The organism is Thiocystis minor (assembly GCF_016653465.1).
Taxonomy (GTDB): Bacteria; Pseudomonadota; Gammaproteobacteria; order Chromatiales; family Chromatiaceae; genus Chromatium; species Chromatium minus.
Genome location: NZ_NHSQ01000070.1, coordinates 44,687 through 66,610, shown reverse-complemented (window position 1 = coordinate 66,610; position 21,924 = coordinate 44,687). Strand labels below are relative to the sequence as shown.

Sequence of the window (21,924 nt, the reverse complement as noted above, 5' to 3'; positions counted from 1 at the left end):
GCGAAACACGGCGTCTTCGGTCTGCGCAACGCTTGGGCTCGGTGGTAGGATGACGTTTTTGTGGCGATCCCCCTAAAGATCCAAGAGAACAGCATCCATGGCCTACGAAAAAATCCAGATTCCGGCAACCGGCGAGAAGATCCAGGTTAACGCCGACCTGTCGCTGAACGTCCCCAATCAGCCAATCATTCCCTATATCGAAGGCGACGGCATCGGCATCGACATCACGCCGGTCATGTGCTCGGTGGTCGATGCGGCAGTGGCGAAAGCCTATGGCGGCTCGCGCCAGATCCAATGGATGGAGATCTATGCCGGCGAGAAGTCAACTCGCACCTATGGCGAGGATGTCTGGCTGCCCGAGGAGACGCTCGCGGCGGTCAAGGATTTTGTCGTCTCAATCAAGGGGCCATTGACGACGCCGGTCGGCGGCGGCATTCGCTCGCTCAACGTCACCCTGCGTCAGCAACTGGATCTCTATGTTTGTCTGCGCCCAGTGCGCTATTTCACCGGTACGCCGAGCCCTTTGAAGGCGCCCGAGCATACCGATATGGTGATCTTCCGCGAGAATTCGGAAGACATCTACGCGGGTATCGAGTGGCAGGAAGGGACGCCCGAGGCGCGGAAGGTCATCGATTTTCTCCGCAACGAGATGGGCGTGACCAAGATCCGCTTCCCAGAGACATCCGGGATCGGTATCAAGCCGGTCTCGCGCGAGGGCACGGAACGTCTGGTGCGCAAGGCGCTCCAATATGTTATCGACAATGACCGCCCGTCGCTGACCCTGGTGCACAAGGGCAACATCATGAAGTTCACCGAGGGTGCCTTCAAGCAGTGGGGCTATGATCTGGCCAAGGCGGAATTCGGCGCGGTGGAGATTGATGGCGGTCCCTGGTGCGGCTTCAAGAACCCGAAAACCGGAACCGAGATCGTCGTCAAGGACGTGATCGCCGATGCCTTCCTGCAACAGATCCTGCTGCGCCCGAAGGACTATTCCGTGATCGCGACCCTGAATCTGAACGGCGACTATATCTCCGACGCGCTGGCGGCTCAGGTCGGCGGGATCGGCATGGCGCCCGGCGCGAATCTGTCCGATTCGGTGGCGATGTTCGAGGCGACGCACGGCACCGCGCCCAAGTACGCCGGCAAGGATCAGGTCAACCCCAGTTCGCTCATCCTCTCGGCCGAGATGATGCTGCGTCACATGGGGTGGGTCGAGGCGGCCGATCTGATCATCAAGGGCGTGGAGGGGGCGATCGCGGCCAAGACCGTGACCTATGATTTGGATCGGCTGATGGACGGCGCGACCAAGCTGAGTTGCTCGGGCTTTGGCGCGGCGGTGATCGGCAAAATGTAGGCGGATTCCAACGCGAAGCGCGTGCCGGGAAGCGGCAATGACAACTTGCGTCCATGCCATTGGCTTGGACGCAAGTCAGTTTACGAAACAGTGAAGATCATGTTTTTAAAGGTTATTGAAAACCATCAACTGACCTGATGAACATTGGCCGCATGGAGTCCCTTGGGTCCCTGACTCAACTCGAACTCGACCCGTTGTCCCTCTCGCAAGGTCTTGTAACCATCCATGTCTATAGACGAAAAGTGCACGAAAACGTCCTCGTCGCGTCCTTCGGGTTGCACGAAACCATAGCCTTTGGCGTTATTGAACCATTTGACGACACCGGTAATCATTGGTGCACTCCTCCTAAGGATTGCGGGTCTTTGGTTGGCGGTCATTATTGTTGTCTGATACCGTACCTTGAATCCGGCGATCGGCACCACAATTCAGTAGTATAGTGAGTTGATTTCGCTGGTCAAACCGGCTCTGCGGCTGGATCCGCTTTCCGCGGTTTCACAACGGAGTGCAGAACAATGGCGCAGGTGGGCGCACGGATTCTCGCCAATCCCGACTTTCGTCACGCGAACCGATGGATGCGCATCGCGGACGATCATTTTTTGACTAGAATTCGAGATCATGAGTGACGAACTACCAGGAGACGAACGCGAATCCGGGCTGACCGTCCAAGAGGCCAAACCCAAATTACGGCGTCCGCCCTTGTTCAAAGTCCTGCTACTGAACGACGATTACACCCCGATGGAGTTCGTGGTGCTCGTGCTGGAGATTTTTTTCGGGATGAACCGCGAGAAAGCGACCCAGGTCATGCTCCATGTGCATACCCGCGGCGTTGGCGTCTGTGGCGTCTTCACCAAGGAGATCGCCGAGACCAAGGTCGCGCAGGTGAACGATTACGCGCGCAGCAATCAGCATCCGCTGATGTGTACAATGGAAGAGGCGTAGGCGCTGTTTGAAGACCGCAGTGCGGCACAGTGTTATGGTTTCCTAAACCCCCCGCTTGGAACAGGCCGATGCTGAGCAAAGAACTCGAATTTACACTGAACCGGGCCTTCAAGGAGGCGCGCGCCAAACACCACGAATACATGACCGTGGAACACATGCTGCTGTCGCTGCTGGACAATCCGACGGCCGCCAAGGTGCTGCGGGCCTGCGGACTGGACGCGGATCGTCTGCGCCGCGAGATTTCTGCTTTCATCGAGGAGACCACGCCGCTGATCCCCGCGAAGGAAGAGCGCGATACTCAGCCTACGCTCGGTTTTCAGCGGGTGCTCCAGCGCGCCGTGTTCCATGTTCAGTCCGCCGGCAAGAAGGAGGTGACGGGGGCGAATGTCCTGGTCGCGCTCTTCAGCGAACAGGACTCCCAAGCCGTGTATTTTCTCAATCAGCAGGATGTCACCCGGCTCGACGTCGTCAATTACATCTCGCACGGCATTTCCAAGGTGCCGGGCGAGAATCAGGAAGACGATGCGCCGGGCGAATCGGATGAGGTGCGCGGCGAGGAAAAAGAAGGCTCCAGCCCGCTCGAAAGTTTTGCCTCCAACCTGAACGAACTAGCGCGCCAGGGTCGGATCGATCCGCTGATCGGCCGCGGCCCAGAGGTGGAGCGCACCATTCAGATTCTCTGCCGTCGGCGCAAGAACAATCCCTTGTTCGTGGGCGAGGCCGGCGTGGGCAAGACCGCGATCGCCGAGGGTCTGGCCAAGAAGATCGTCGATGGCGAGGTTCCCGAAATCCTGAACAATGCCGTGATCTATGCGCTGGATCTCGGCGGTCTGGTCGCTGGCACCAAATATCGCGGCGACTTCGAGAAACGCCTGAAAGCGGTGCTTGCGCAACTCAAGCGCCAGCCGCACGCCATCCTCTTTATCGACGAAATCCACACCATCATCGGCGCCGGATCGGCCTCGGGTGGGGTCATGGACGCCTCGAATCTGATCAAACCGGTGCTGGCCTCCGGCGATCTGCGTTGCATCGGCTCGACCACCTATCAGGAATATCGCGGCATCTTCGAGAAAGACCGGGCGCTCGCGCGGCGCTTTCAGAAGATCGATGTGGACGAGCCTTCGATCGAGGAGACCTTCGAGATTCTCAAGGGGCTCAAGTCGCGCTTCGAGGATCACCATCAGGTCACCTATACCAATCCGGCTCTGCGCGCCGCCGCCGAGCTGTCCAGCCGCTATATCAACGATCGGCATCTGCCCGATAAGGCGATCGACGTGATCGACGAGGCCGGCGCCCATGTGCAACTGAAAAGCCCGGCTAAGCGCAAGAAACGCATCGACGTGGCGGATGTCGAGGCCATCGTCGCCAAGATGGCGCGGATTCCGTCCAAGCGCGTCTCGGTGTCCGATACCGAATCGCTCAAGAACCTGGATCGCGATCTCAAGATGGTGGTCTATGGTCAGGATCCGGCCATCGATGCCCTGACCTCGGCGATCCGCATGAATCGCTCGGGGCTGGGCAACGAGGGCAAGCCCATCGGTTCATTCCTCTTCACCGGACCCACCGGCGTCGGCAAGACCGAGGTCACGCGCCAGCTAGCCCGCATTCTCGGGATGGAACTGCTGCGTTTCGATATGTCCGAGTACATGGAGCGGCACACGGTTTCGCGTCTGATCGGCGCGCCGCCCGGCTATGTCGGCTTCGATCAGGGCGGGCTGCTGACCGAGCAGATCAACAAGCATCCGCATTCGGTGCTCTTGCTCGACGAGATCGAAAAGGCCCACCCTGATGTCTTCAATTTGCTGTTGCAGGTGATGGATCACGGTACGCTCACCGATAACAACGGGCGCAAGGCGGATTTCCGCAGCGTCGTGCTTGTCATGACCACCAACGCCGGTGCCGAGGAGACCGCGCGCCGCTCCATTGGCTTCACCGAACAGGATCACTCGACCGACGGTCTGGAGGCCCTCAAGCGCTACTTCTCGCCCGAATTCCGCAACCGACTCGACGCCGTCGTGCAGTTCGGCTCGCTGGGCGAAGAAACCATCCGCAGCGTGGTCGATAAGTTCGTCTTCGAGCTGGAACAGCAACTGGAAGAGAAAAAGGTCAGCCTGATCGTCGATGCCGAAGCCCGTCGCTGGATTGCCGAGAAGGGCTATGACCCCAAGATGGGCGCGCGCCCCATGGCCCGCGTCATTCAGAACCACATCAAGAAACCGCTCGCCAACGAATTGCTGTTCGGCGAACTGGTTGGCGGCGGCGCGGTTCGCGTCCGCGTGGAGAATGGCGAACTTGCATTCGATCTCAATGGGGAAAAACGGGCGCTGTAAACCGGTTTGGCAGCGTCGTCATGAATCCGATCCGGGTCACGTCCTGGGCTGAAATCCAGGATGTGCTCTTCGCCGATTCCTGGGTGCCGGAGATTGGCCGTTATCGTTCGCGCTATGCCTTCCGTGGCCTGTCCGACGCGAATTATCCGCTGGAGACGACCCTGATGCGTCTCGGCGGCGAGTATGCGCAACTGGAACGACATCTGCTGCGCAATTTCCGCAAGTATGCCCATCGGCGGGTGGTGGAGCGCGATTCGGTCTGGCACTGGCTCTCGGTCGCCCAGCATTATGGTCTGCCGACCCGGCTGCTGGACTGGACCTATTCGCCCTTCGCCGCGCTGCACTTCGCCACGTCCAATATCGAGAAGTTCGACCGGGACGGCGCTATCTGGGGCGTCAACTATATTGCCGCCCATCGCATGGCCCCGGATCTGCTGCGTTCGCGGCTCGAATACGAGGGGGCCAACGTCTTCACCGTCGAGATGCTCTCCGAGAGCGTCAAGACTCTGGCCGAACTGGATCAGCTCCGCGACGAGCCCTTCACGCTGTTTTTCGAGCCGCCGTCCATTGACGACCGCATCGTCAATCAGTTCGCGTTTTTCTCGATGAGTTCGGACCCAACGCTGGCCATCGATCGCTGGCTGGCCGACTATCCGGATATCTGGATGCGGATCGTCATCCCCGCCGAGTTGAAATGGGAAATCCGCGATAAGCTCGACCAGTCGAACGTCACTGAGCGGGTGTTCTTTCCCGGTCTGGAAGGACTGACCGCCTGGCTCACGCGCCACTACAGTCCGCGGGGATGATTGCCCGGAGGGTGTTGCCCCGAGGATTGCCGAATGCGACTCGGCAATCCCCGTGATCAGAACAGTTGCGCGACACGCACCTGCAGTGACGCCGCATCCTCGAGCGTGAGATCCTTCGCCACTTCTTCCTTCACCGCGCGCATTAACGCATCGCTCATCTGCCCGCGCAGCAGACCGAGAAAATGCGGCGAAGCCACCACGTTCAGCGCCTCGAAGCGGTTCTCGTGGAGGCGGGACTCCAGTTCGTCGACCACCCGCTTGGCGAAGCGGATGGAACTCTGCTCCTTCGGATCCACCGGCGTCTGGGTGGCATGCCGGTGTCCGCCCAGCGAGTCGAACGCCCGTCCAGGCTTGTCGGTCTTGAGATCCTTGCCTTGCAGCCGGTTTTCCGGGTTCACCAGATCCAGCACCTCATTCAGGGTTGCGTTCCGGTTGGCAACCTCGAACAGGCGCGCGCGTGCATCGCTTGCCACGAGCATCCAGGTCTTCATTAGGAAACCTCCCGCTATCGACTCACGAGGGTCTCCGCGTGCGAACGGCGCCCGCCGTTCGAGGGGAAACTCCTGATTTAACTGTAGTCAAGATCCGCCAATCATCCAATCTCCGCCGGACTCGATAGATCGAGCCACACCTGACCCTCGGCGACCGCCAATCGATAGGTGCGGATCGGTTCGTCCGCAGGCTCGTCGAGCGGCGCGCCAGTCGCCAGGCTGAAACGGCTCCCGTGGAGCGAACACTTGATGCGGTCGCCGTCCAGACAGCCATAGGACAGCGGATAGTCCTCATGGCTGCAATTGTCCTCGACGGCATAAAAGTGTCCGTCCACATTGGCGACGATGTAAGGCCGCTCATCGACCAGGACCTTGACGAATTTTCCGGGCGCAATGGCGTCCGTGGCGGCGACGGCAACGAATGGCTGGTCCATGATCAACGCACCCGTTGCGTGGCCTTGCCGGAGTCCAGAATGTCGCGCAGCCGGTCGGCGGCGACCGCGAGCGATGCCTCGCGTCCCAGGTGCCAGAGGATTAGCGCGCCGGAGAACACCAGACTGTCGTAGGTCGGCCCCTGGGCGCCATTGAGCGCCGCCATGCCCGCCTCGGCGGCGGCGCGGGCAGTGGCCGGGACATCCACGGCAACGGCGATCTCGTCGCCAGGGCGGGTGGTCTGGGGCAGATCCTCGGGGAGCGGAACGGCGCGGACCGACTGCGCGATCCCGAGTTCGGCGGGGTCGATCTCGAAGGATTGTTCCTCGGAGTGATGCTGATAGTTGAAGCAGGTGCCTTTCTGCCGCAGCGAGGGAATCACGCCGCCCTCGACGCCGCGCACCAGCAGGGCCGAGTCGAATCCGGCATGACGGGCGAGCAGGGCATAGATGCGCGGATAGGGCTTATGGACATAGCCCGTGACCAGATGCGTATGCTTGCGACCGTGAATCGGGCGGGCCATGACTTCCACCGTCGTCACCGCCTGACGTTTGACGATGGCCGAACGCAGGTCGACCAGATTGTGCAGCGGGGCGCAGAAGGCGCGCTGATCGACATAGCTCCAGCCGAGCGTCGGATCGGCCAGCCGGTCGGCGGCTTCCACCGGGCTCAGATCCACCGGCGCGCCGGCGGCCTCCAGGATATGCCGATGGGTGACGCCGAATTTCGGCCCCACGGCATGCGCGCCCTGGCTGATCGCCGCCACGCCATATTCGGCGAGCAGCGGCATCAGGAAAGGCGCGGCGGGCAGACAGCGATTGTAGCCATCGTAAGGGTCGGCGATATCGACCACGTCATCCACCTCCGCCACCACATGGCCGGTGACCTCGCGGATCGCGTCCAGGATGCCCTTGAACTCCTCGTCGGTCTCGCGCTTCATACGCAGCGCGATGAAGAAGATGCCGGCCTGGACCGGATCGACCGCGTTGTCGAGGATCGCGCGCATGCCAATGCGCGCCTCTTCCATCGAGATGTCCTTGGACAGCTCGGGGCCGGTCGCGATGCGCTGAATGATCGAGCGCATCTGAAGTCTGGCCTCGTCTGTGGCGGTCGTGGTGCTGCTCATGGCTGTCCTCCGGGACGGTCAATTTTAATGGCTAGTGGAAAATGGGATCGAACCCCAATAAAAAACCCCATTGAGCATTCCCGAGGAATGCTCAATCGCGGTAACGTAGATTAAGGTCGGTATAGGCGTCGATGCGCCGATCGCGCAGAAAGGGCCAGACGCGCCGAACCTGTTCTGTGCGTGACAGATCGACCTTGACGATCAGCAGCTTGGGGGCCTGATCGTCCGCTTGCGCAAGAATTTCGCCCTGCGGTCCGCAGACGAACGAATGCCCCCAGAAGCGAGCGCCGGCGCTGATGCCGCTGGGGTCGGCTTCGAAGCCTACCCGGTTACAGGCCGCGACCGGGAGGCCGTTGGCGATCGCGTGGCTACGCTGGATCGTCATCCAGGCATCGAGCTGCCGGGCCTGCTCCGCTGGCGGATCGTTCGGATCCCAGCCGATCGCGGTGGGATAGAGCAGCAGTTGCGCGCCCGACAGCGCCATGGCGCGGGCCGCCTCCGGAAACCATTGATCCCAGCAGACCAGCACGCCCAGGCGCCCGACGGCGGTATCGACCGGATTGAAACCCAGATCGCCCGGCGTGAAATAGTACTTTTCGTAATAACCTGGATCGTCCGGGATGTGCATCTTGCGATAGATGCCCGCCAACGAACCGTCCGAGTCCAGCACCACCGCCGTGTTGTGATAGAGCCCAGGGGCGCGGCGCTCGAACAGCGAACCGACGATCACGAGTTCCAACTCGCGCGCCAGCGCGCTCAGACGCTCGGTGGTCGGACCGGGGATCGGCTCGGCAAGATCGAAGACCGCCGGATCCTCGGTCTGGCAGAAATAGGGATCGTTATGGAGTTCCTGGAGCAGAATCAGTCCGCAGCCGCGAATCGCCGCCGTGCGGATGGAGGTTTCGCAATCGTCCAGATTCGCCGCGGTGCTGCCCTGGTCGGACTGCTGAACGAGTGCGATGGTCAAGGATGGCCGTGGCATGAAACTGAACCTCAGGGGAAGGAGTTGGCGTTGCATTATCCGCGCAATTCGTCGTTCGTCCTAGAAAGCGGGGTTGTCAGTTGTCAGTTGTCAGTTGTCAGTTGGCAGTTGGCAGATATCGAGTCTTCAGCATTCCTCGCGGTTCAGTTGTAGGCGATTTTCGCGGCAAGTCACGGTTTGCGATCCCACGACTGCAAACACGTCCGTAAAACGCGAACAGGTTAAACTGCTCAATGCCCGTGCCCGGACGAATGCTGATACCTGACGACTGAATTTCCAGCAATGGCCAATTTCCAAACACATCTGAATGTCGGCATCGTCGTGAGTGCCGCTGTCACCCTTGGCTTGCACACGACCGGTCTGATTCAGGACGACCAGGCGCTGCCGTATTTCGTGCTCGGCGTCGTCGGCAGCATGCTGCCGGATATCGACTCGGCTCGATCCAAGCCGGTCAATGCACTCTTTAGCGTGCTCGGCGCCGGATTGGCCTTCGTCATGACATTGCCCCTGATCGACCGCTTTCCGCCGCTGGAGCTGACCTTGATCTGGGGTGGCGTGTATCTGTGCGTGCGCTATGGCTTCTTCGAGATTTTTTCCCGTCTCACGGTGCACCGCGGCATCTGGCATTCCTGGCTCGCGATCGCGGCCGTGACGCTCGCGACCGTCAATCTCGCCTCCTGGTTGTGGCGACTGCCGCCCGAACCGGCCTGGCTTGCGGGTCTGATGGTGGGCATCGGCTATCTAACCCATTTGAGCCTGGACGAGATCTACAGTGTCGATCTCTTTAACGCCCGTCTGAAACGCTCCTTCGGGACGGCGCTCAAGCCTTTCAGTCTCAACAATCCCTGGAGCAGCCTGGCCATGCTGGCAACGGTCCTGGCGCTGGCATGGGTCTCGCCGCCAGCCGATTCCTGGTCGGGCCGGATCAGTCTGGAAATGCCCGTGGATCTGGACGCGGTACCAGGCATGATCCAGGATGCGGTCGAGCAGGTCCGCCTCCAGGCGACTGTCTGGTGGATGCGCTTGATGGGTTGACGCGGATTTCGATGTCAGTCGGTTCTCGCTCTTGGCGGGTTGCGCCGAACTGTACTCGGAGCCTGGGCTGCGCTAGATTGCAACGTTCGCCGACGCACCGCAAGCCACTTGAGGAAAGCGCCCATGTCGATGGCCCAACCGCTGTTTTCAGATCCCGACTGGCCGGTGGGCGATCCGCCGGAGGGGATGCCGCCGGTTCCGCCCACACAGGATGAACTCCCTTGTGACGATGGAGAACCCATGGAGACGCAACGGCACAAGTGGCAGATGGATCTCCTGATCGATGCGCTCGATCTCTGGTTGCAGGAAAAGGGCGAGGGCTACACGAACGGCAACATGTTCGTCTATTTCAGCCTGGAGCAGACGCGGGGTCGGCATTTTCGGGGGCCGGATGTCTTTGTCGTCCTCGGCGTGCCGCGCGGCGAACGCAAGAGCTGGGTGGTGTGGGAGCAGGGCAAGGCGCCGGACGTGGTCATCGAATTGCTTTCGCGGAGCACGGCGGCCAGCGATAAAGGCGAGAAGAAACAGATCTATCAGGACCGGATGCGGGTGCCCGAGTATTTCTGGTTCGATCCTTTCAATCCGGAAGACCGCGCCGGGTTTCAACTGACCGATGGCGTCTACCAGCCGATCGAGCGCGATGGGCAGGATCGTCTCCACAGCCCGCTGCTGGGTCTGACGCTGGTTCTGTGGCAGGGCGACTATCTCGGCATCGAGGGTACCTGGCTGCGCTGGGCGATGCCCGATGGCGTACCGTTGCCAACCCATGCCGAGGCGGCCTGGAATGCCGCCGAGAACGCGCTCCAGCGTGCCGAAACCCAGACGCAACTGGCGCAAGAACAGACGCGACTGGCGCAAGAACAGACGCGACTGGCCGAGGAACAACGCCGTTTCGCCCAAGCGCAACAGGCTTTGGCCAGGACCGAAAGAGAGCGTGCCGAGCGCGCGGAGACCGAACTTGCACGCCTCATGGCGCTGCTTGAGGGAGACAAACCGCGCTAACGCGCGGCGATGCTTGATTTCAGGCTCATTGCAGCCATAAAACAACAACGATGTAGGTGTTATGGACCTGAATTTGAATTTTCTCGATTTTGAACAACCCATTGCCGAGCTTGAGGCGAAGATCGAAGAGCTGCGTCTGGTGGGTCACGATAACGAACTCAACATCCAGGAAGAGATCGAGCGACTCCATACCAAGTGCGTGGCGCTCACCGAATCGATCTTCTCCGCGCTGACCCCCTGGCAAATCTCGCAGTTATCGCGCCACCCGCAGAGGCCCTATCTGCTTGACTACGCGCGACGGCTGTTCGACGACTTCCATGAACTCCACGGCGATCGGGCCTTTGCCGACGACCGCGCCATCGTCGGCGGGTTGGCCCGCATCGACGGTCGGCCGGTCATGGTCATCGGACATCAAAAGGGCCGGGATACCAAGGAAAAGATCCTGCGCAACTTCGGCATGCCGCGCCCCGAGGGTTATCGCAAGGCGTTGCGCCTGATGGAGATGGCCGAGCGGTTCGGGCTGCCGATCCTCACCTTCATCGACACCCCCGGCGCCTATCCGGGTGTCGGCGCGGAAGAGCGGGGTCAGAGCGAGGCGATCGCCCGTAACCTGCGCGAGATGTCGCGGTTGCGTACCCCGATCCTCTGCACCGTGGTCGGGGAGGGCGGTTCGGGCGGCGCGCTCGCGATCGGCGTGGGCGACTGGCTGGGGATGTTGCAGTTCAGCACCTATTCGGTGATCTCCCCGGAGGGCTGCGCCTCCATCCTCTGGAAAAGCGCCGACAAGGCCCAACTCGCCGCCGAGGCGATGGCGATCACTTCCGACAAATTGCTGGAACAGGGGCTGGTCGACCAGGTTATCAAGGAACCGCTCGGCGGTGCCCACCGCGACCCGGACGCGGTCGCCAAATCGCTCAAGGCCGTCTTGGTGGAACGCCTGGACGCGCTCACCGGAATCCCGCCGGAGACGCTGATCGCGGCGCGCTACAAGCGGCTAATGGGGTACGGGCGGTTCAAGGAGGCATGACTGGACGTTGTCGACAAAGGCGCGGTTTAGCCGAATAGCACGAGGTGACGGCATGGCGATCAGTTACGAAGAGATCCTGGAGTTGTTTCGGGAGGTTGCGGAAGCGCAGAAAGAGACCCAACGAATCTCCCAGGAGACGAAGCGGATGTTTCAGGAAACCGAGCGGAAGTTTCAGGAGACGGATCGAAAGTTTCAGGAAACCGACCGGAAGTTTCAGGACACGGATCGGAAGTTTCAGGACACGGATCGAAAGTTTCAGGAGACAGATCGAAAGTTTCAGGAAACCGACCGCAAGATTCAGGAAACCGACCGGTTGGTCAGGGAACTGAGCAAGACCTTTGGTGGCTGGAGCAACCGGCTGGGCGAATTCGTCGAAGAGATGGTACGTCCGGCGGTGGTACGCCTGTTTCGCAGCCGCGGACTGGAGGTGCATCAGGTGATGCGCGATGTCACTGCGGTCAATCTGGACGGCGAGGAAGGCATCGAGGTCGATCTGCTGATCACCAACGCGCAAACCGCCATTGGCGTGGAGTGTAAAAGCCGTCTGACCCTGGAGGACGTGCAGGAACATCTGGCGCGGTTGGCGAAGTTCAAGCGTCTGTTTCCGCAGTACGCCGGCTATCGGCTGCTGGGTGCGGTCGCGGCGATGGTGCTGCCCGATGATGTCGCGCGCTACGCCTACCGCCAAGGTCTCTTCGTGCTGGCCCAAAGCGGGGACACCATTCTTATTCGCAACGACGACCGTTTCACGCCGAAGGAGTGGTAAGGTTTCGGGATTGCCCTGCGTCCGCGCCATTGATTTGGTAACCCGCTGTCGCCGTTCCAACCGCTGCCAACTGCCAACTGCCAACTTTAAGCAGTATGCCCCCCTTCGATCCAAGCCACCTGGCGGCGCTGCTTGCCCCCTTCCGAAACGTCTCCCGCTGCTGGATCGCCTTCAGCGGCGGCCTGGATTCCAGCGTGCTCCTGTCCGCTGCCGCGAGCATCCGCGAGCGTCTTCCCGGCACGTTGCAGGCCGTCCATCTCGATCACGGACTCCATCCGGACTCGGCCGCCTGGGCTGCTCATTGTCAATTCCGCTGTGCCGCCCTGGCCATCCCTCTGACCATCCGGCACCTGCATCTGCAACCGCGTCCCGGCGAGAGCATCGAGGCCGTCGCCCGCGAGGCGCGCTATCGTGCCTTCTCCAGCCTGCTCGGCCCCGACGATCTGCTGCTGACCGCCCACCACCGCGACGACCAGGCTGAGACTCTGCTGCTTGCGCTGCTGCGCGGGAGCGGCGTTCAGGGTCTGGCCGCCATGCCCTTCGAGATGCCCTGTGGCCCCGGCCGTCTGGTCCGTCCGCTGCTCGATGCGACGCGGGAGACGCTGGCTGCCTATGCCGAGACTCAGGGGCTCGACTGGCTCGACGACCCCAGCAATCGCGTCACGTCGCTGGATCGCAATTATCTCCGGCATCGGGTGTTGCCCGTCCTGCACGAACGTTGGCCGGCGCTCGCGACGACATTCACGCGCAGCGCCAGCCATTGCGCCGAGGCCGCCCATCTGACCGACCGACTCGCCGCCCAAACTCTGGACGGTCTCGGCGGCGCGCATTTCGGCACTCTCGATATCCCCAGCCTTGCGCGCATCGACCGCGTGCTTCAGAAGGCGGTCCTGCGGTTGTGGATCCGACGGCGCGGTTTTGTCGTGCCGGACACCCGGCATCTTGGCCGCATCCTGGATGAAGTTCTGACGGCCCGCGCGGACGCCAATCCGCTGATCGCCTGGTCCGGTTGCGAGATCCGACGTTACCGCCGGGATCTGTTCGCCCTGCCGCCGTTGCCCGTTCCGCCGTCACCGGCCAGCGTCATCAACTGGTCTGTCGGCGAGGAGACGACGAGCTTGGAACTGCCGTCCGGTCTGGGCCGGCTGGAATGGCATCCAGTGATCAAAGGGGATGGTGTCTCGGGCGGGAAAGTCGCCGAGTCCGGGCAGAAGACGCTGAAGGTGCGCTTCGGTCTGACCGGATTGAGCTGTCGCAGACCCGCCGACAGTCATACCCGTTCCTTGAAAAAGCTGTATCAGACGCTCGGCATTCCGGTCTGGTGGCGGCCCTACATCCCGCTAGTGTTCGACGGCGATACCCTGATCGCCATCGCCGATGTCTGCCATTGCCGGGAGCGGGACGCGGGCGTCGAGCCGATGGGCGAACTGCGTTGGCGGGGGACTTTCCGAGAGGAATCCGCGTCGCTGGACGCGGTTACTCTGTCGGGAAAAATGCCGGATCCAGGGTTTCTTCCAGCGTGAAAGGGGCCTCCGACGGAAACGTCGACTCATCGAATCGCGTCTCGTCGGTGGCCAGAATGCGCGCCTTGGCATACGCCCTGACGAACAAATCCGCCAATTCAGGCTTGAGTCCGGGGTTATCGCCGAGCAGGTCGGCCACTTCGATGCGCTGGATTCGGATGGTTCGCCGCCAACTGTTTCCCTGTCGTTCCGGTTGATCGCGCCACTTCAGCAGATGCGCCAACAGCACCGCCAGCCGATTGACGAGTTCGCGCCGTTCCCTTGCCCCCATGCTGTCGAGTTCTCCAATCAGGTTGGCGGTATCCAATTCGCCGAACTGACCGGCTCGGAGCAACTCGGCCTGCCGGCGCGTCCAGGTATAGAAATCCGATTCGTGTAATTGAATTGGCATGTCCGACCGCTTTTTAGAAATTCCGGAGAACTGAAAACGTCAGGGTTAGTAGAGGATATTCATCATCCTGGCCCGATACCGGGCAACCAGATCGCCGCTGCCGCCAAGCAGATCGAACACCGCCAGCATGCCCCGGCGCCCGGCGTCATCCTCGAAGGCGCGGTCGCGCTTCATCAATTCCAGTAGATGTTCGAGCGCGCCCGCATAGTCGCCGCGCAGCACCTGATGGGCGGCGAGCTGATAACGGGCTTCGCTATCTTTGGGATCGGTGGTGAGTCGGGCCGTCAGCTCCGCCTCGGGCGGGGCGTTTTCGAGGGCGTCGACAAACCGCAATTGTCCACGCAGCGCGATCGCCTCCGGGTCATTGGCCAACTCGATCGGAAGTCCGGCGAGCAGGGTTCGTGCCTTCGCAATCTCGCCCTGCGCGACGGCGAGCTGTAACTCGGCGAGCGGAAGACGGAGATTATTGGGATCCTCGGCGCGGGCTTCCTCGATCAGCGAGCGAGCCTCGGCGAATTCGCCGACGGCCATCCGATCCAGTGCCAGCGTCAACAATCCATTCGACGCCTGCGGGAGGTGACGGTCGAGAAATTCACGGACCTGAGACTCAGGCAGGGCGCCCATGAACTGATCCACCGCGCGTCCGGACTGGAACAACTGCACCGTCGGCAGGCTGCGGATGCCGAATTGGGCCGCGAGCGCCTGTTCCTCCTCGGTATTGACCTTCGCCAGGAGGAACCGGCCGCCATACTCCTCCGCCAGCTTGGCGAGCATGGGCATCAGCATGCGGCAGGGCGCGCACCAGTCGGCCCAGAAATCGACCAGCACCGGGCGTTCGAACGAGCCGTCGAGGACGACGGACTGAAAATTTTGCGCGGTGACGGTCACAACAAGGGGGGATTGAGTCATGATGAGAAAAGTCGAGGCTTGGAAAGCGGATACATCGACCGAAAATAGCCATCGAGTCAAGTCGATTCAAGTTTTTCTTCGCCAGTGCCGCGCGATTGCGGCGAGCGGATCGCTCGCGACATCGGTCGGCATGGCGCCAGGGAGTTTCCGTGATGTCTGAAGAGTTGCATGTCGTCTGTCCCGCCTGCGATGCGGTCAACCGGGTTGCCAGCCGTCGTCTGGGCGCGGGCGCCAAATGCGGCAAGTGCCATGGGCCGTTGTTCATGGGGAAACCGCTGGCGCTCGACGAGGCCCGTTTTGCCCGTCATCTCGCGCGCAGCGATCTCCCGTTGCTGGTCGATTTCTGGGCGCCCTGGTGCGGCCCCTGCCGGATGATGGCGCCGGCCTTCGAGTCCGCCGCCGCCAAACTGGAGCCGGCGATGCGGCTGATCAAGATCAACACCGAAGAGGCTCAAGGCCTATCGGGGCGGCTGGGGATTCGCAGCATTCCGACCCTGGCCCTGTTCCGCGGCGGCGCCGAGGTCGCGCGTCAGGCCGGCGCCATGGACGCGAACGGCATCGTTGCCTGGGCGCGGCGGGGGCTGTGATGAAGACGGCATGTTTGGAATTGGCGGATAGGGTATCCGCTGATATGGCGTTTTAAGAGGTCCATCGACGTCCAGTCTATCTTTCATATTCAATAGCTTGTTGTCTAACAACGTCTAGCAAAGTCCGCTATAATCCATGTCTGAGTGGGGGGGGCACTTGGGGGACCGACCCGCTTTCGACGGACATCAGACATGGGTAAACTCACCGCACGCAAGGCCGCCACAGCCCCGCCCGGCAAGCATGACGACGGCGACGGGCTCCGGCTCTACGTCTCGCCCTCCGGCGCCCGTAAATGGGTGTACCGATTCATGCTCAACGGCAGGCGACGGGAGGCGGGGCTTGGGTCGCTCTCGGAGATCTCCCTGGCGCAAGCACGCGACAAGGCCGCAGACTACCGAAAGCTGATCAGTCAAGGCATCGACCCGATCGATCACAAGGCTCCTGCGACAGTGCCCACCTTCACGCAATGCGCCGCCCGCTATATCCGCGCGCATCGTCATGGGTGGAGCAATCCCAAACACGCCTGCCAATGGGTGGCCACCCTCAAGACCTACGCCCGCCCTATCCTCGGCGCCAAGCCGGTGGATGCCATCGCCACCGAAGACATCCTGCTGGTCCTCAAACCCATCTGGACCAGCAAAACCGAGACCGCCAAGCGGGTCCAGGGGCGGATCGAGAATGTCTTGGACTGTCAATCACCATCCAAAAGTTACCAGGCATCAACATCGAATTTTTTCCAGTTGAACGAGCGACTCAGAGGGTCTGACTGGCCTTTTTGCGTTGCTTGAACCGGTAGGAATCATTGCCGGTTTCGAGGATGTCGCCGTGATGCGTCAGGCGATCCAGAAGGGCCGTGGTCATCTTGGCGTCACCGAAGACCTGCACCCACTCGCCGAAGCTGAGGTTGGTGGTGAGGATCAGCGAGGTCTTTTCGTCCAGGTGGCTGATCAGATGAAACAGCAGCGCCCCGCCGGACTCGGGGAACGGGAGGTCACCGAGTTCGTCGATGATGACGGCATCGATGGGGATCAACTGTTTGGCGAGGTGACCGGCTTTGCCGAGCTGTTTTTCATGTTCCAGTTGGTTGACCAAGTCGACCGCGTTATAGAAGCGCACGCGCTTGCCGGCATGGATCGCGGCCACCCCCAAGGCGGTCGCCNCCCCCGGTGTCAGGATAGAAGTCGCCTCCCTCTGGGAGGAAGTGTGTGAGGATGGGGGCATGACCGTCCTGGGGCCTAGCGCCCCTTGGGCGTCGCTGTCCAGTCGCCCGTCGGGCGACTGGACAGCGACGCCCAAGGGGCGCGGCGCGACGCGCCGGCACCGGGACGTACCAAGAGGCGACGGATTTTGAAGACCTACTCGAACGAACTGAAAGCCAGCATCCTGACCAAGATGCTTCCCCCCAATCCCGTCAGCGTGCCCGCGTTGGCGCGCGAGTACGGGATTCCCCGCGACACCCTCTACGGCTGGCGCCGTCAAGCCGGCGACCCGGCGGCGCTGGCGACCACCCCGGCCGGCCCGGTCGGCGTCCTGAGCGGTGCCGAGAAGTTCGCGGCAGTGGTGGAGACGGCCGGGCTCAACGAACTGGATCTGGGCGCGTACTGTCGGCGCAAGGGGCTCTTTGCCGAGCAGATCGCCACCTGGCGCACCGCCTGCCAGCGCGCCAACGAGCCCCGACCCACGAGCGCCGAGCGGAGCGAACAGCGCGCCGAGCGCGAGCAGATCAACCAGTTGTCCAAGGAGTTGCAACGCAAGGACCGGGCGCTGGCGGAGGCGGCGGCCTTGTTGTTGCTCCAAAAAAAAGTCCGCGCGATCTGGGAGGAGCCCGCGGGCGCTCCCTCTCCCACGCCCGGCGCGTCCAGGTGAGCGGGTGGATCGCTGAAGCGGTCGGCGCGGGGGCGCGCGTGGAACGCGCTTGCGCCGCCGTCGGGCTGAGCACCCGCACCCTGCAGCGCTGGCGCCAGGCGGGCGGCATCCAGGGCGATCGCCGTTGCCGCGAGCACCGCGCGCCCGACACCGTGCGCACCCCGGCCAACCGCCTCACGCCCGCCGAGCAGGCCGCGATCCTGACGGTGGCCAACCAGGCGGAATTCGCCCACCTGTCCCCGCACCAGATCGTCCCGGCGCTGGCCGATCAGGGGCGCTATCTGGCCTCGGAATCGACCTTCTACCGGGTGCTGCGGGCCGCCGACCAGCTCGCCCGTCGCGGCCGGCCCACGGCCGCTCCACGCGTGCGCCCGGCGCCACTGACGGCCACCGGCCCCCATCAGGTCTGGAGCTGGGATATCACGTATTTGAGCACGACGGTGCGCGGGATGTTCTTCTATCTCTATCTGATCATGGATGTCTTCAGCCGCAAGATCGTCGGTTGGGAGGTCTACCCGAGCGAATCCGCCGAGCAGGCGGCCAGTGTCTTCCGCAAGGCCCATCTGCGCGAAGGCGTGCGCGCCGATGCCTTGGTCCTGCATTCGGACAACGGGGCACCCATGAAAGGGGCCACCATGCTGGCCACCTTGCAGCGCCTGGGCGTCGTGCCCTCGTTCAGCCGACCCTCGGTGAGCGATGACAACCCCTTCTCGGAGTCGCTGTTCAACACCCTCAAGGGCCATCCGGGGTTCCCCGAACAGCCCTTCGCGAGCCTGGATGACGCCCGCACCTGGGTCGGGGGATTCGAGCGCTGGTACAACACCGAGCACCGCCACAGCGCCCTGCGCTTCGTCACCCCCGCGCAGCGCCATCGCGGCGAGGATATTGACCTGCTCGCCCGGCGTGACGCCCTCTATCGGGTGGCCAAGGCCCAGCATCCCGAACGCTGGAGCGGCACGACGCGCAACTGGAAGCCCGAGACCACGGTCTTCCTCAACCCTGGAAAACCGACCACCACGGAGCATCAAAACCAACTGACAACGACATGACCAATGCGACAACTACCTTGACACTTACCGNCGGTCGCCAGAGGCGTTTTGCCGGTCCCGGTGCCCCCGACCAGGATGAGATTGTGCGCTTGGTCCATGAAGGCGGCGGTGGCCAGTTGTTCCACCCGTGCTTGCTGAAGCGGCGTTTCGCTCCAGACGAAGCCCAGCAGATCGCGATGAATCGGGAAGCGGGCGGCTTGGAGTTGATAGCGCCAACGCCGCACCTGGCGGTCGGCGTGTTCCGCCTCGATGAGCCGATCCAGCCAGACCTCGGGCATCGTCGGCTGTTGCGGGGATTGGGCCTGCCATTCGCTCCAGGCGGTGGCCATGCCATAGAGGTGGAGGGCGTTGAGTTGGCTGAGGCGATCAATGGCCATGACGCACTTCCCGCAGGCTGTCGTAACGGCTGCAATCAGCCAGCGGCTCCAGGCGTAGCGTCGGGGTAGGAGGACTCTCAAGCACGGCGGGGCGTGTGGGCGCGGCCAATCGGCGCATGGCGTTGATGACCACCGGGGCACTGATCACCCCCGCCTCGATGGTCAGCTCACAGGCGACCTCCAGCACCTCCAATCCCAGCTCGCGTGCGAGGAGCAACAGCGCAACGAACGCACGATCCCCCTTGGGCGCTTTCAGCAGGCGGTCGCGGACGACCCGGATGGCGGCGGGCAAGTCCCACTCCTGAAAAGGGATCCCATGACGCAAGGCGCCGGGTTTCCGCTCCAGGATCGGCAGATAGTGCCAGGGGTTACAAATCAACTGGTCACGACCAAAGTGGCGCACATGCTCGGCGATGATCTGCGCGTCCGCCACCACCCGCGGGGTCTCGGCGGTGAAGCGCACCGACACCACTTTGCCCGCCCAGATGGCGGGGACACTGTAGCGGTTGCGGTCGACCCGGATCAGGCAGGTGCTGGAGACCCGCAAGGTTTTCTCGACGTAGCCGTCGAACGGTGCCGTGACGGGGCGCAGCAACGGTTGCTCGTCGGCAAAACAGTCGGCAATGGTTCGCGTCAACTCGGTCGGGTGTCGACGCCCGGCCAGTTCCTGGCAACGGGTCGCCAACCAGGTATTCAGCGTGGTGAAATCGGTGAACTTGAGTCGCGGGGTGAACAACCATTCCCGCACGTTGCCGACCTGATTTTCCACCTGACCCTTCTCCCAACCCGATTCCGGGGTGCAGGCGACGGGCTCGAACAGAGAGTGATTGGCGAGGGTCAAGAAACGGCGGTTGAATTGCCGATCCTTCCCCACAAAGATCGTGTCCACCACCGTCTTCAGATTGTCGTAAACCACTCGCTGTGGGGCTCCGCCGAAGAAGGCAAAGGCGCGAACATGGGCATCGAAGACCATTTCCTGGGTTTCGCGGGGATCGGCCACCACGCACATCTGCCGGCTGTACGTGAGTCGGAAGTGTGCCACCTGAATGGTTTGCACGACCCCGCCCAACTCCACTTCTTCATGGCTCCAGTCGAACTGACAGGTTTCCCCCGGCGGAAACGCCAACGGCACGAAGGCTTGCGTGATGGCCGGATGGCTGGAACGCTGCGCCNTCCTGGGTTTCGCGGGGATCGGCCACCACGCACATCTGCCGGCTGTCCGTGAGTCGGACGTGTGCCACCTGAATGGTTTGCACGACCCCGCCCAACGCCACCTCTTCATGGCTCCAGTCGAACTGACAGGTTTCCCCCGGCGGAAACGCCAACGGCACGAAGGCTTGCGTGATGGCCGGATGGCCGGATGGCTGGAACGCTGCGCCTTCCAACGCTTCACAAACCGCTGGATCGGGCCATCGGAACCTTGATACCCCTCGACCTGGAGTCCTTCAAAGAGACGCTTGGCCGTGCGTCGTTGACGCCTCGGTCAGCAGGACTCGATCTCCAGCCATTGCTCTCACTGGGCCTGGTACTCACCCAGTTTCGGCACGGGTTGATGCTGTCGCTGGTCGACCGGATCCGTCAGTACGGTCAGCGCTTTGCGAACCGTGGGACGAGAGCGCCGAAGCTCGCGGGCAATCGCACTGATGCTCTCCCCGTCAACCAAATGACGCCGTCTGATATCGGCAATGAATTCCATCCTGATCACCCCAGGTTGCTCCGGCTAAAAAGCCGGCAGGTTGCACGACTCCGGGGTGGAAAAAATTCAATGTTGATTTCCCCGGATCCCTGGGAAGTTTTCCATGTTGATTAACACTGCACCGGCGAGGTGGAATTGTAGACATGCACGATGGCTCGCCGCGCACCACGTAGGGACTCGAACGTGCGCCGGATCAGATCCTCGCGCGCCTGCACCAGCACCTGCACGGTCACGTCCTCCGGAATCCGGTCCTGCTCGATCAGGCCGCGCACGAACTCGAAATCCGGCTGACTCGCGGCCGGAAACCCGACCTCGATCTCCTTGAATCCGAGTTTGATCAACAAGTCCCAGAGACGACGCTTCTGGTCCACGTTCATCGGTTCGCGCAGCGCCTGATTGCCGTCGCGTAGGTCCACGCTGGCCCAGATGGGCGCCTGCTGGACGGTTCGATTCGGCCACTGCCGGTTCGGCAGGCGCATCGCCGGGCCGGGCCGGTAGCGACGGTGGTCAAAGCTGTTCATTCTGTTCTCCCCCATTTTGCGGATGTACCGTCAATGGACACAGGATAGGGAATACGACGGCGCAGAGGATTGCGAAACTCGCCGGCTTCAGGATGTAATGCGCAAGAATCTGCTAATTTTTGACGCGAGCGAACATGAAACTCGACCGTTACGATCAGCGCATCCTCGCCGAACTTCAGGCGGACGGACGCATCAGCAACCAGGATCTCGCCGAGCGCATCGGCCTGTCGCCCTCGCCCTGTCTGCGCCGGGTGCGCGCACTGGAGGAGGCCGGGATCATCCTTGGCTATCGCGCCTGGCTCGATGCACGCAAGCTCGGGCTGGATCTCCTGGTCATCCTGAGCATCTCCATGGACCGCCACACCCCGGAGCGCTTCGAGCGTTTCGAGTCCGCCGTCGAGGCCATTCCCGAGGTGCTGGAATGCCTGCTGATCACCGGTCGCGACGCCGACTATCAACTCAAGGTCGTCGCGCGGGACATGGATGCCTATCAGGATTTACTGCTCAACCGGATCACGCGCATCGAGGGCGTTGCGGGCGTGCATTCCAGTTTCGTGCTGCGGCGGGTACTGGAACGGACAACGCTGCCGTTAAGTTCATTGAGCGCGACGAGGCCATAGCGAACCGACCCGCAAGACGCTGACCGGCGAATCGATGGCAGGAAAATTGCTGATTTCCAGGTAAACCCGTCATTCGCCAACCGAAGATCAGGAG

The 21,924-nt window shown here is 62.2% G+C and carries 22 protein-coding genes and 3 pseudogenes; 14 read left to right on the top strand and 11 right to left on the bottom strand.

The annotated features are described in order from the left end of the window. Nucleotides 1-97 precede the first annotated feature (97 nt). Nucleotides 98-1,354 carry an NADP-dependent isocitrate dehydrogenase gene (icd, locus tag CCR95_RS08985; protein ID WP_201093677.1) on the top strand — a complete coding sequence of 419 codons (1,257 nt, stop codon included), beginning with the start codon at nucleotides 98-100 and terminating at the stop codon, nucleotides 1,352-1,354. 125 nt (nucleotides 1,355-1,479) lie between these two features. Here icd and CCR95_RS08980 read toward each other — a convergent pair whose 3' ends face one another. Beyond that, on the bottom strand, nucleotides 1,480-1,686 hold the full coding sequence (locus CCR95_RS08980; protein WP_014780733.1) for a cold-shock protein: 207 nt from the start codon (nucleotides 1,684-1,686) through the stop codon (nucleotides 1,480-1,482). 283 nt (nucleotides 1,687-1,969) lie between these two features. On the opposite strand from CCR95_RS08980, the gene clpS reads away from it, so the two are divergent. From clpS to CCR95_RS08965, 3 genes are all read left to right on the top strand, one after another. Then, the gene (clpS, locus tag CCR95_RS08975; RefSeq protein ID WP_201093676.1) at nucleotides 1,970-2,293 is read left to right on the top strand and encodes an ATP-dependent Clp protease adapter ClpS; all 324 of its coding nucleotides are present in this window, start codon (nucleotides 1,970-1,972) and stop codon (nucleotides 2,291-2,293) included. A 68-nt stretch (nucleotides 2,294-2,361) separates the two neighbouring features. Further along, the gene (gene clpA, locus CCR95_RS08970; RefSeq protein WP_201093675.1) at nucleotides 2,362-4,623 is read left to right on the top strand and encodes an ATP-dependent Clp protease ATP-binding subunit ClpA; all 2,262 of its coding nucleotides are present in this window, start codon (nucleotides 2,362-2,364) and stop codon (nucleotides 4,621-4,623) included. Nucleotides 4,624-4,643: 20 nt separating this feature from the next. Beyond that, on the top strand, nucleotides 4,644-5,429 hold the full coding sequence (locus tag CCR95_RS08965; RefSeq protein WP_201093674.1) for an FRG domain-containing protein: 786 nt from the start codon (nucleotides 4,644-4,646) through the stop codon (nucleotides 5,427-5,429). A 56-nt stretch (nucleotides 5,430-5,485) separates the two neighbouring features. On the opposite strand, the gene CCR95_RS08960 is transcribed toward CCR95_RS08965, so the two are convergent. The 4 genes from CCR95_RS08960 to CCR95_RS08945 form a co-directional block, all read right to left on the bottom strand. Further along, nucleotides 5,486-5,920, bottom strand: a complete 435-nt coding sequence (locus tag CCR95_RS08960; protein ID WP_201093673.1) for a host attachment protein — start codon at nucleotides 5,918-5,920, stop codon at nucleotides 5,486-5,488. Nucleotides 5,921-6,021: 101 nt separating this feature from the next. After that, nucleotides 6,022-6,354 carry a non-heme iron oxygenase ferredoxin subunit gene (locus CCR95_RS08955; protein ID WP_201093672.1) on the bottom strand — a complete coding sequence of 111 codons (333 nt, stop codon included), beginning with the start codon at nucleotides 6,352-6,354 and terminating at the stop codon, nucleotides 6,022-6,024. Nucleotides 6,355-6,356: 2 nt separating this feature from the next. Continuing rightward, the gene (locus CCR95_RS08950; RefSeq protein ID WP_201093670.1) at nucleotides 6,357-7,478 is read right to left on the bottom strand and encodes an anthranilate phosphoribosyltransferase; all 1,122 of its coding nucleotides are present in this window, start codon (nucleotides 7,476-7,478) and stop codon (nucleotides 6,357-6,359) included. Nucleotides 7,479-7,569: 91 nt separating this feature from the next. After that, entirely contained in the window at nucleotides 7,570-8,460 is an 891-nt protein-coding gene (locus CCR95_RS08945; protein WP_201093669.1) for a carbon-nitrogen hydrolase, read from the bottom strand. Nucleotides 8,461-8,742: 282 nt separating this feature from the next. On the opposite strand from CCR95_RS08945, the gene CCR95_RS08940 reads away from it, so the two are divergent. The 5 genes from CCR95_RS08940 (at nucleotide 8,743) to tilS (ending at nucleotide 13,813) form a co-directional block, all read left to right on the top strand. Further along, nucleotides 8,743-9,495 (top strand): metal-dependent hydrolase, encoded by a 753-nt coding sequence (locus CCR95_RS08940; RefSeq protein WP_201093667.1) that lies wholly within the window; start codon nucleotides 8,743-8,745, stop codon nucleotides 9,493-9,495. 123 nt (nucleotides 9,496-9,618) lie between these two features. Continuing rightward, nucleotides 9,619-10,497 carry a Uma2 family endonuclease gene (locus CCR95_RS08935; RefSeq protein ID WP_201093665.1) on the top strand — a complete coding sequence of 293 codons (879 nt, stop codon included), beginning with the start codon at nucleotides 9,619-9,621 and terminating at the stop codon, nucleotides 10,495-10,497. Nucleotides 10,498-10,564: 67 nt separating this feature from the next. Then, on the top strand, nucleotides 10,565-11,524 hold the full coding sequence (locus tag CCR95_RS08930) for an acetyl-CoA carboxylase carboxyltransferase subunit alpha (protein WP_041447278.1): 960 nt from the start codon (nucleotides 10,565-10,567) through the stop codon (nucleotides 11,522-11,524). Between the two features lie 52 nt (nucleotides 11,525-11,576). After that, on the top strand, nucleotides 11,577-12,290 hold the full coding sequence (locus tag CCR95_RS08925; RefSeq protein ID WP_242523138.1) for a DUF3782 domain-containing protein: 714 nt from the start codon (nucleotides 11,577-11,579) through the stop codon (nucleotides 12,288-12,290). A 95-nt stretch (nucleotides 12,291-12,385) separates the two neighbouring features. Beyond that, nucleotides 12,386-13,813 (top strand): tRNA lysidine(34) synthetase TilS, encoded by a 1,428-nt coding sequence (tilS, locus tag CCR95_RS08920; RefSeq protein ID WP_201093663.1) that lies wholly within the window; start codon nucleotides 12,386-12,388, stop codon nucleotides 13,811-13,813. Here tilS and CCR95_RS08915 read toward each other — a convergent pair. Together CCR95_RS08915 and trxA are read right to left on the bottom strand one after the other, a co-directional pair. Continuing rightward, the gene (locus CCR95_RS08915) at nucleotides 13,767-14,204 is read right to left on the bottom strand and encodes a DUF29 domain-containing protein (protein ID WP_207188565.1); all 438 of its coding nucleotides are present in this window, start codon (nucleotides 14,202-14,204) and stop codon (nucleotides 13,767-13,769) included. The two genes, tilS and CCR95_RS08915, sit on opposite strands and share 47 nt — an antisense overlap. 45 nt (nucleotides 14,205-14,249) lie before the next feature. Further along, the gene (trxA, locus tag CCR95_RS08910) at nucleotides 14,250-15,113 is read right to left on the bottom strand and encodes a thioredoxin (RefSeq protein ID WP_201093659.1); all 864 of its coding nucleotides are present in this window, start codon (nucleotides 15,111-15,113) and stop codon (nucleotides 14,250-14,252) included. A gap of 152 nt (nucleotides 15,114-15,265) precedes the next feature. Between trxA and trxC the strand changes: the two genes are divergently transcribed. Both trxC and CCR95_RS08900 read left to right on the top strand, forming a co-directional pair. Further along, on the top strand, nucleotides 15,266-15,700 hold the full coding sequence (gene trxC / locus CCR95_RS08905; RefSeq protein WP_201093658.1) for a thioredoxin TrxC: 435 nt from the start codon (nucleotides 15,266-15,268) through the stop codon (nucleotides 15,698-15,700). Between the two features lie 192 nt (nucleotides 15,701-15,892). Continuing rightward, a complete protein-coding gene (locus tag CCR95_RS08900) occupies nucleotides 15,893-16,489 on the top strand; it encodes a tyrosine-type recombinase/integrase (RefSeq protein WP_201093657.1) in 597 nt (198 codons plus the stop codon). On the opposite strand, the pseudogene CCR95_RS08895 reads toward CCR95_RS08900, so the two are convergent. Further along, a pseudogene (locus CCR95_RS08895) lies at nucleotides 16,455-16,860 on the bottom strand (ATP-binding protein); the annotation flags it as partial. The gene CCR95_RS08900 and the pseudogene CCR95_RS08895 sit on opposite strands and share 35 nt — an antisense overlap. Before the next feature lie 233 nt (nucleotides 16,861-17,093). Between CCR95_RS08895 and CCR95_RS08890 the strand changes: the two are divergent. Beyond that, nucleotides 17,094-18,616, top strand: a protein-coding gene (locus CCR95_RS08890; RefSeq protein WP_420825651.1) for an IS3 family transposase whose coding sequence is annotated in 2 segments (ribosomal slippage) — nucleotides 17,094-17,508 and nucleotides 17,508-18,616 — 1,524 coding nt in all. Because the reading frame shifts where the segments join, the coding sequence is not laid out codon by codon here. 31 nt (nucleotides 18,617-18,647) lie between these two features. Here the strand turns inward: CCR95_RS08890 and CCR95_RS08885 are convergent. Then, nucleotides 18,648-18,945 (bottom strand): ATP-binding protein (locus CCR95_RS08885; protein ID WP_242523149.1); only part of this gene is annotated, 298 nt, incomplete at its 3' end. A 37-nt stretch (nucleotides 18,946-18,982) separates the two neighbouring features. After that, nucleotides 18,983-20,165, bottom strand: a pseudogene (gene istA / locus CCR95_RS08880) (IS21 family transposase); the annotation flags it as partial. Nucleotides 20,166-20,353: 188 nt separating this feature from the next. On the opposite strand from istA, the gene CCR95_RS08875 reads away from it, so the two are divergent. Then, on the top strand, nucleotides 20,354-20,803 hold the full coding sequence (locus CCR95_RS08875; protein WP_201093652.1) for a hypothetical protein: 450 nt from the start codon (nucleotides 20,354-20,356) through the stop codon (nucleotides 20,801-20,803). Between the two features lie 2 nt (nucleotides 20,804-20,805). Here CCR95_RS08875 and CCR95_RS08870 read toward each other — a convergent pair. Next, nucleotides 20,806-21,210 (bottom strand): annotated as a pseudogene (locus CCR95_RS08870) (2-isopropylmalate synthase); the annotation flags it as partial. Between the two features lie 134 nt (nucleotides 21,211-21,344). On the opposite strand from CCR95_RS08870, the gene CCR95_RS08865 reads away from it, so the two are divergent. After that, nucleotides 21,345-21,830, top strand: coding sequence for an Lrp/AsnC family transcriptional regulator (locus CCR95_RS08865; RefSeq protein ID WP_201093651.1), 486 nt, complete (start codon nucleotides 21,345-21,347; stop codon nucleotides 21,828-21,830). The last annotated feature ends 94 nt before the right edge of the window (nucleotides 21,831-21,924 follow it).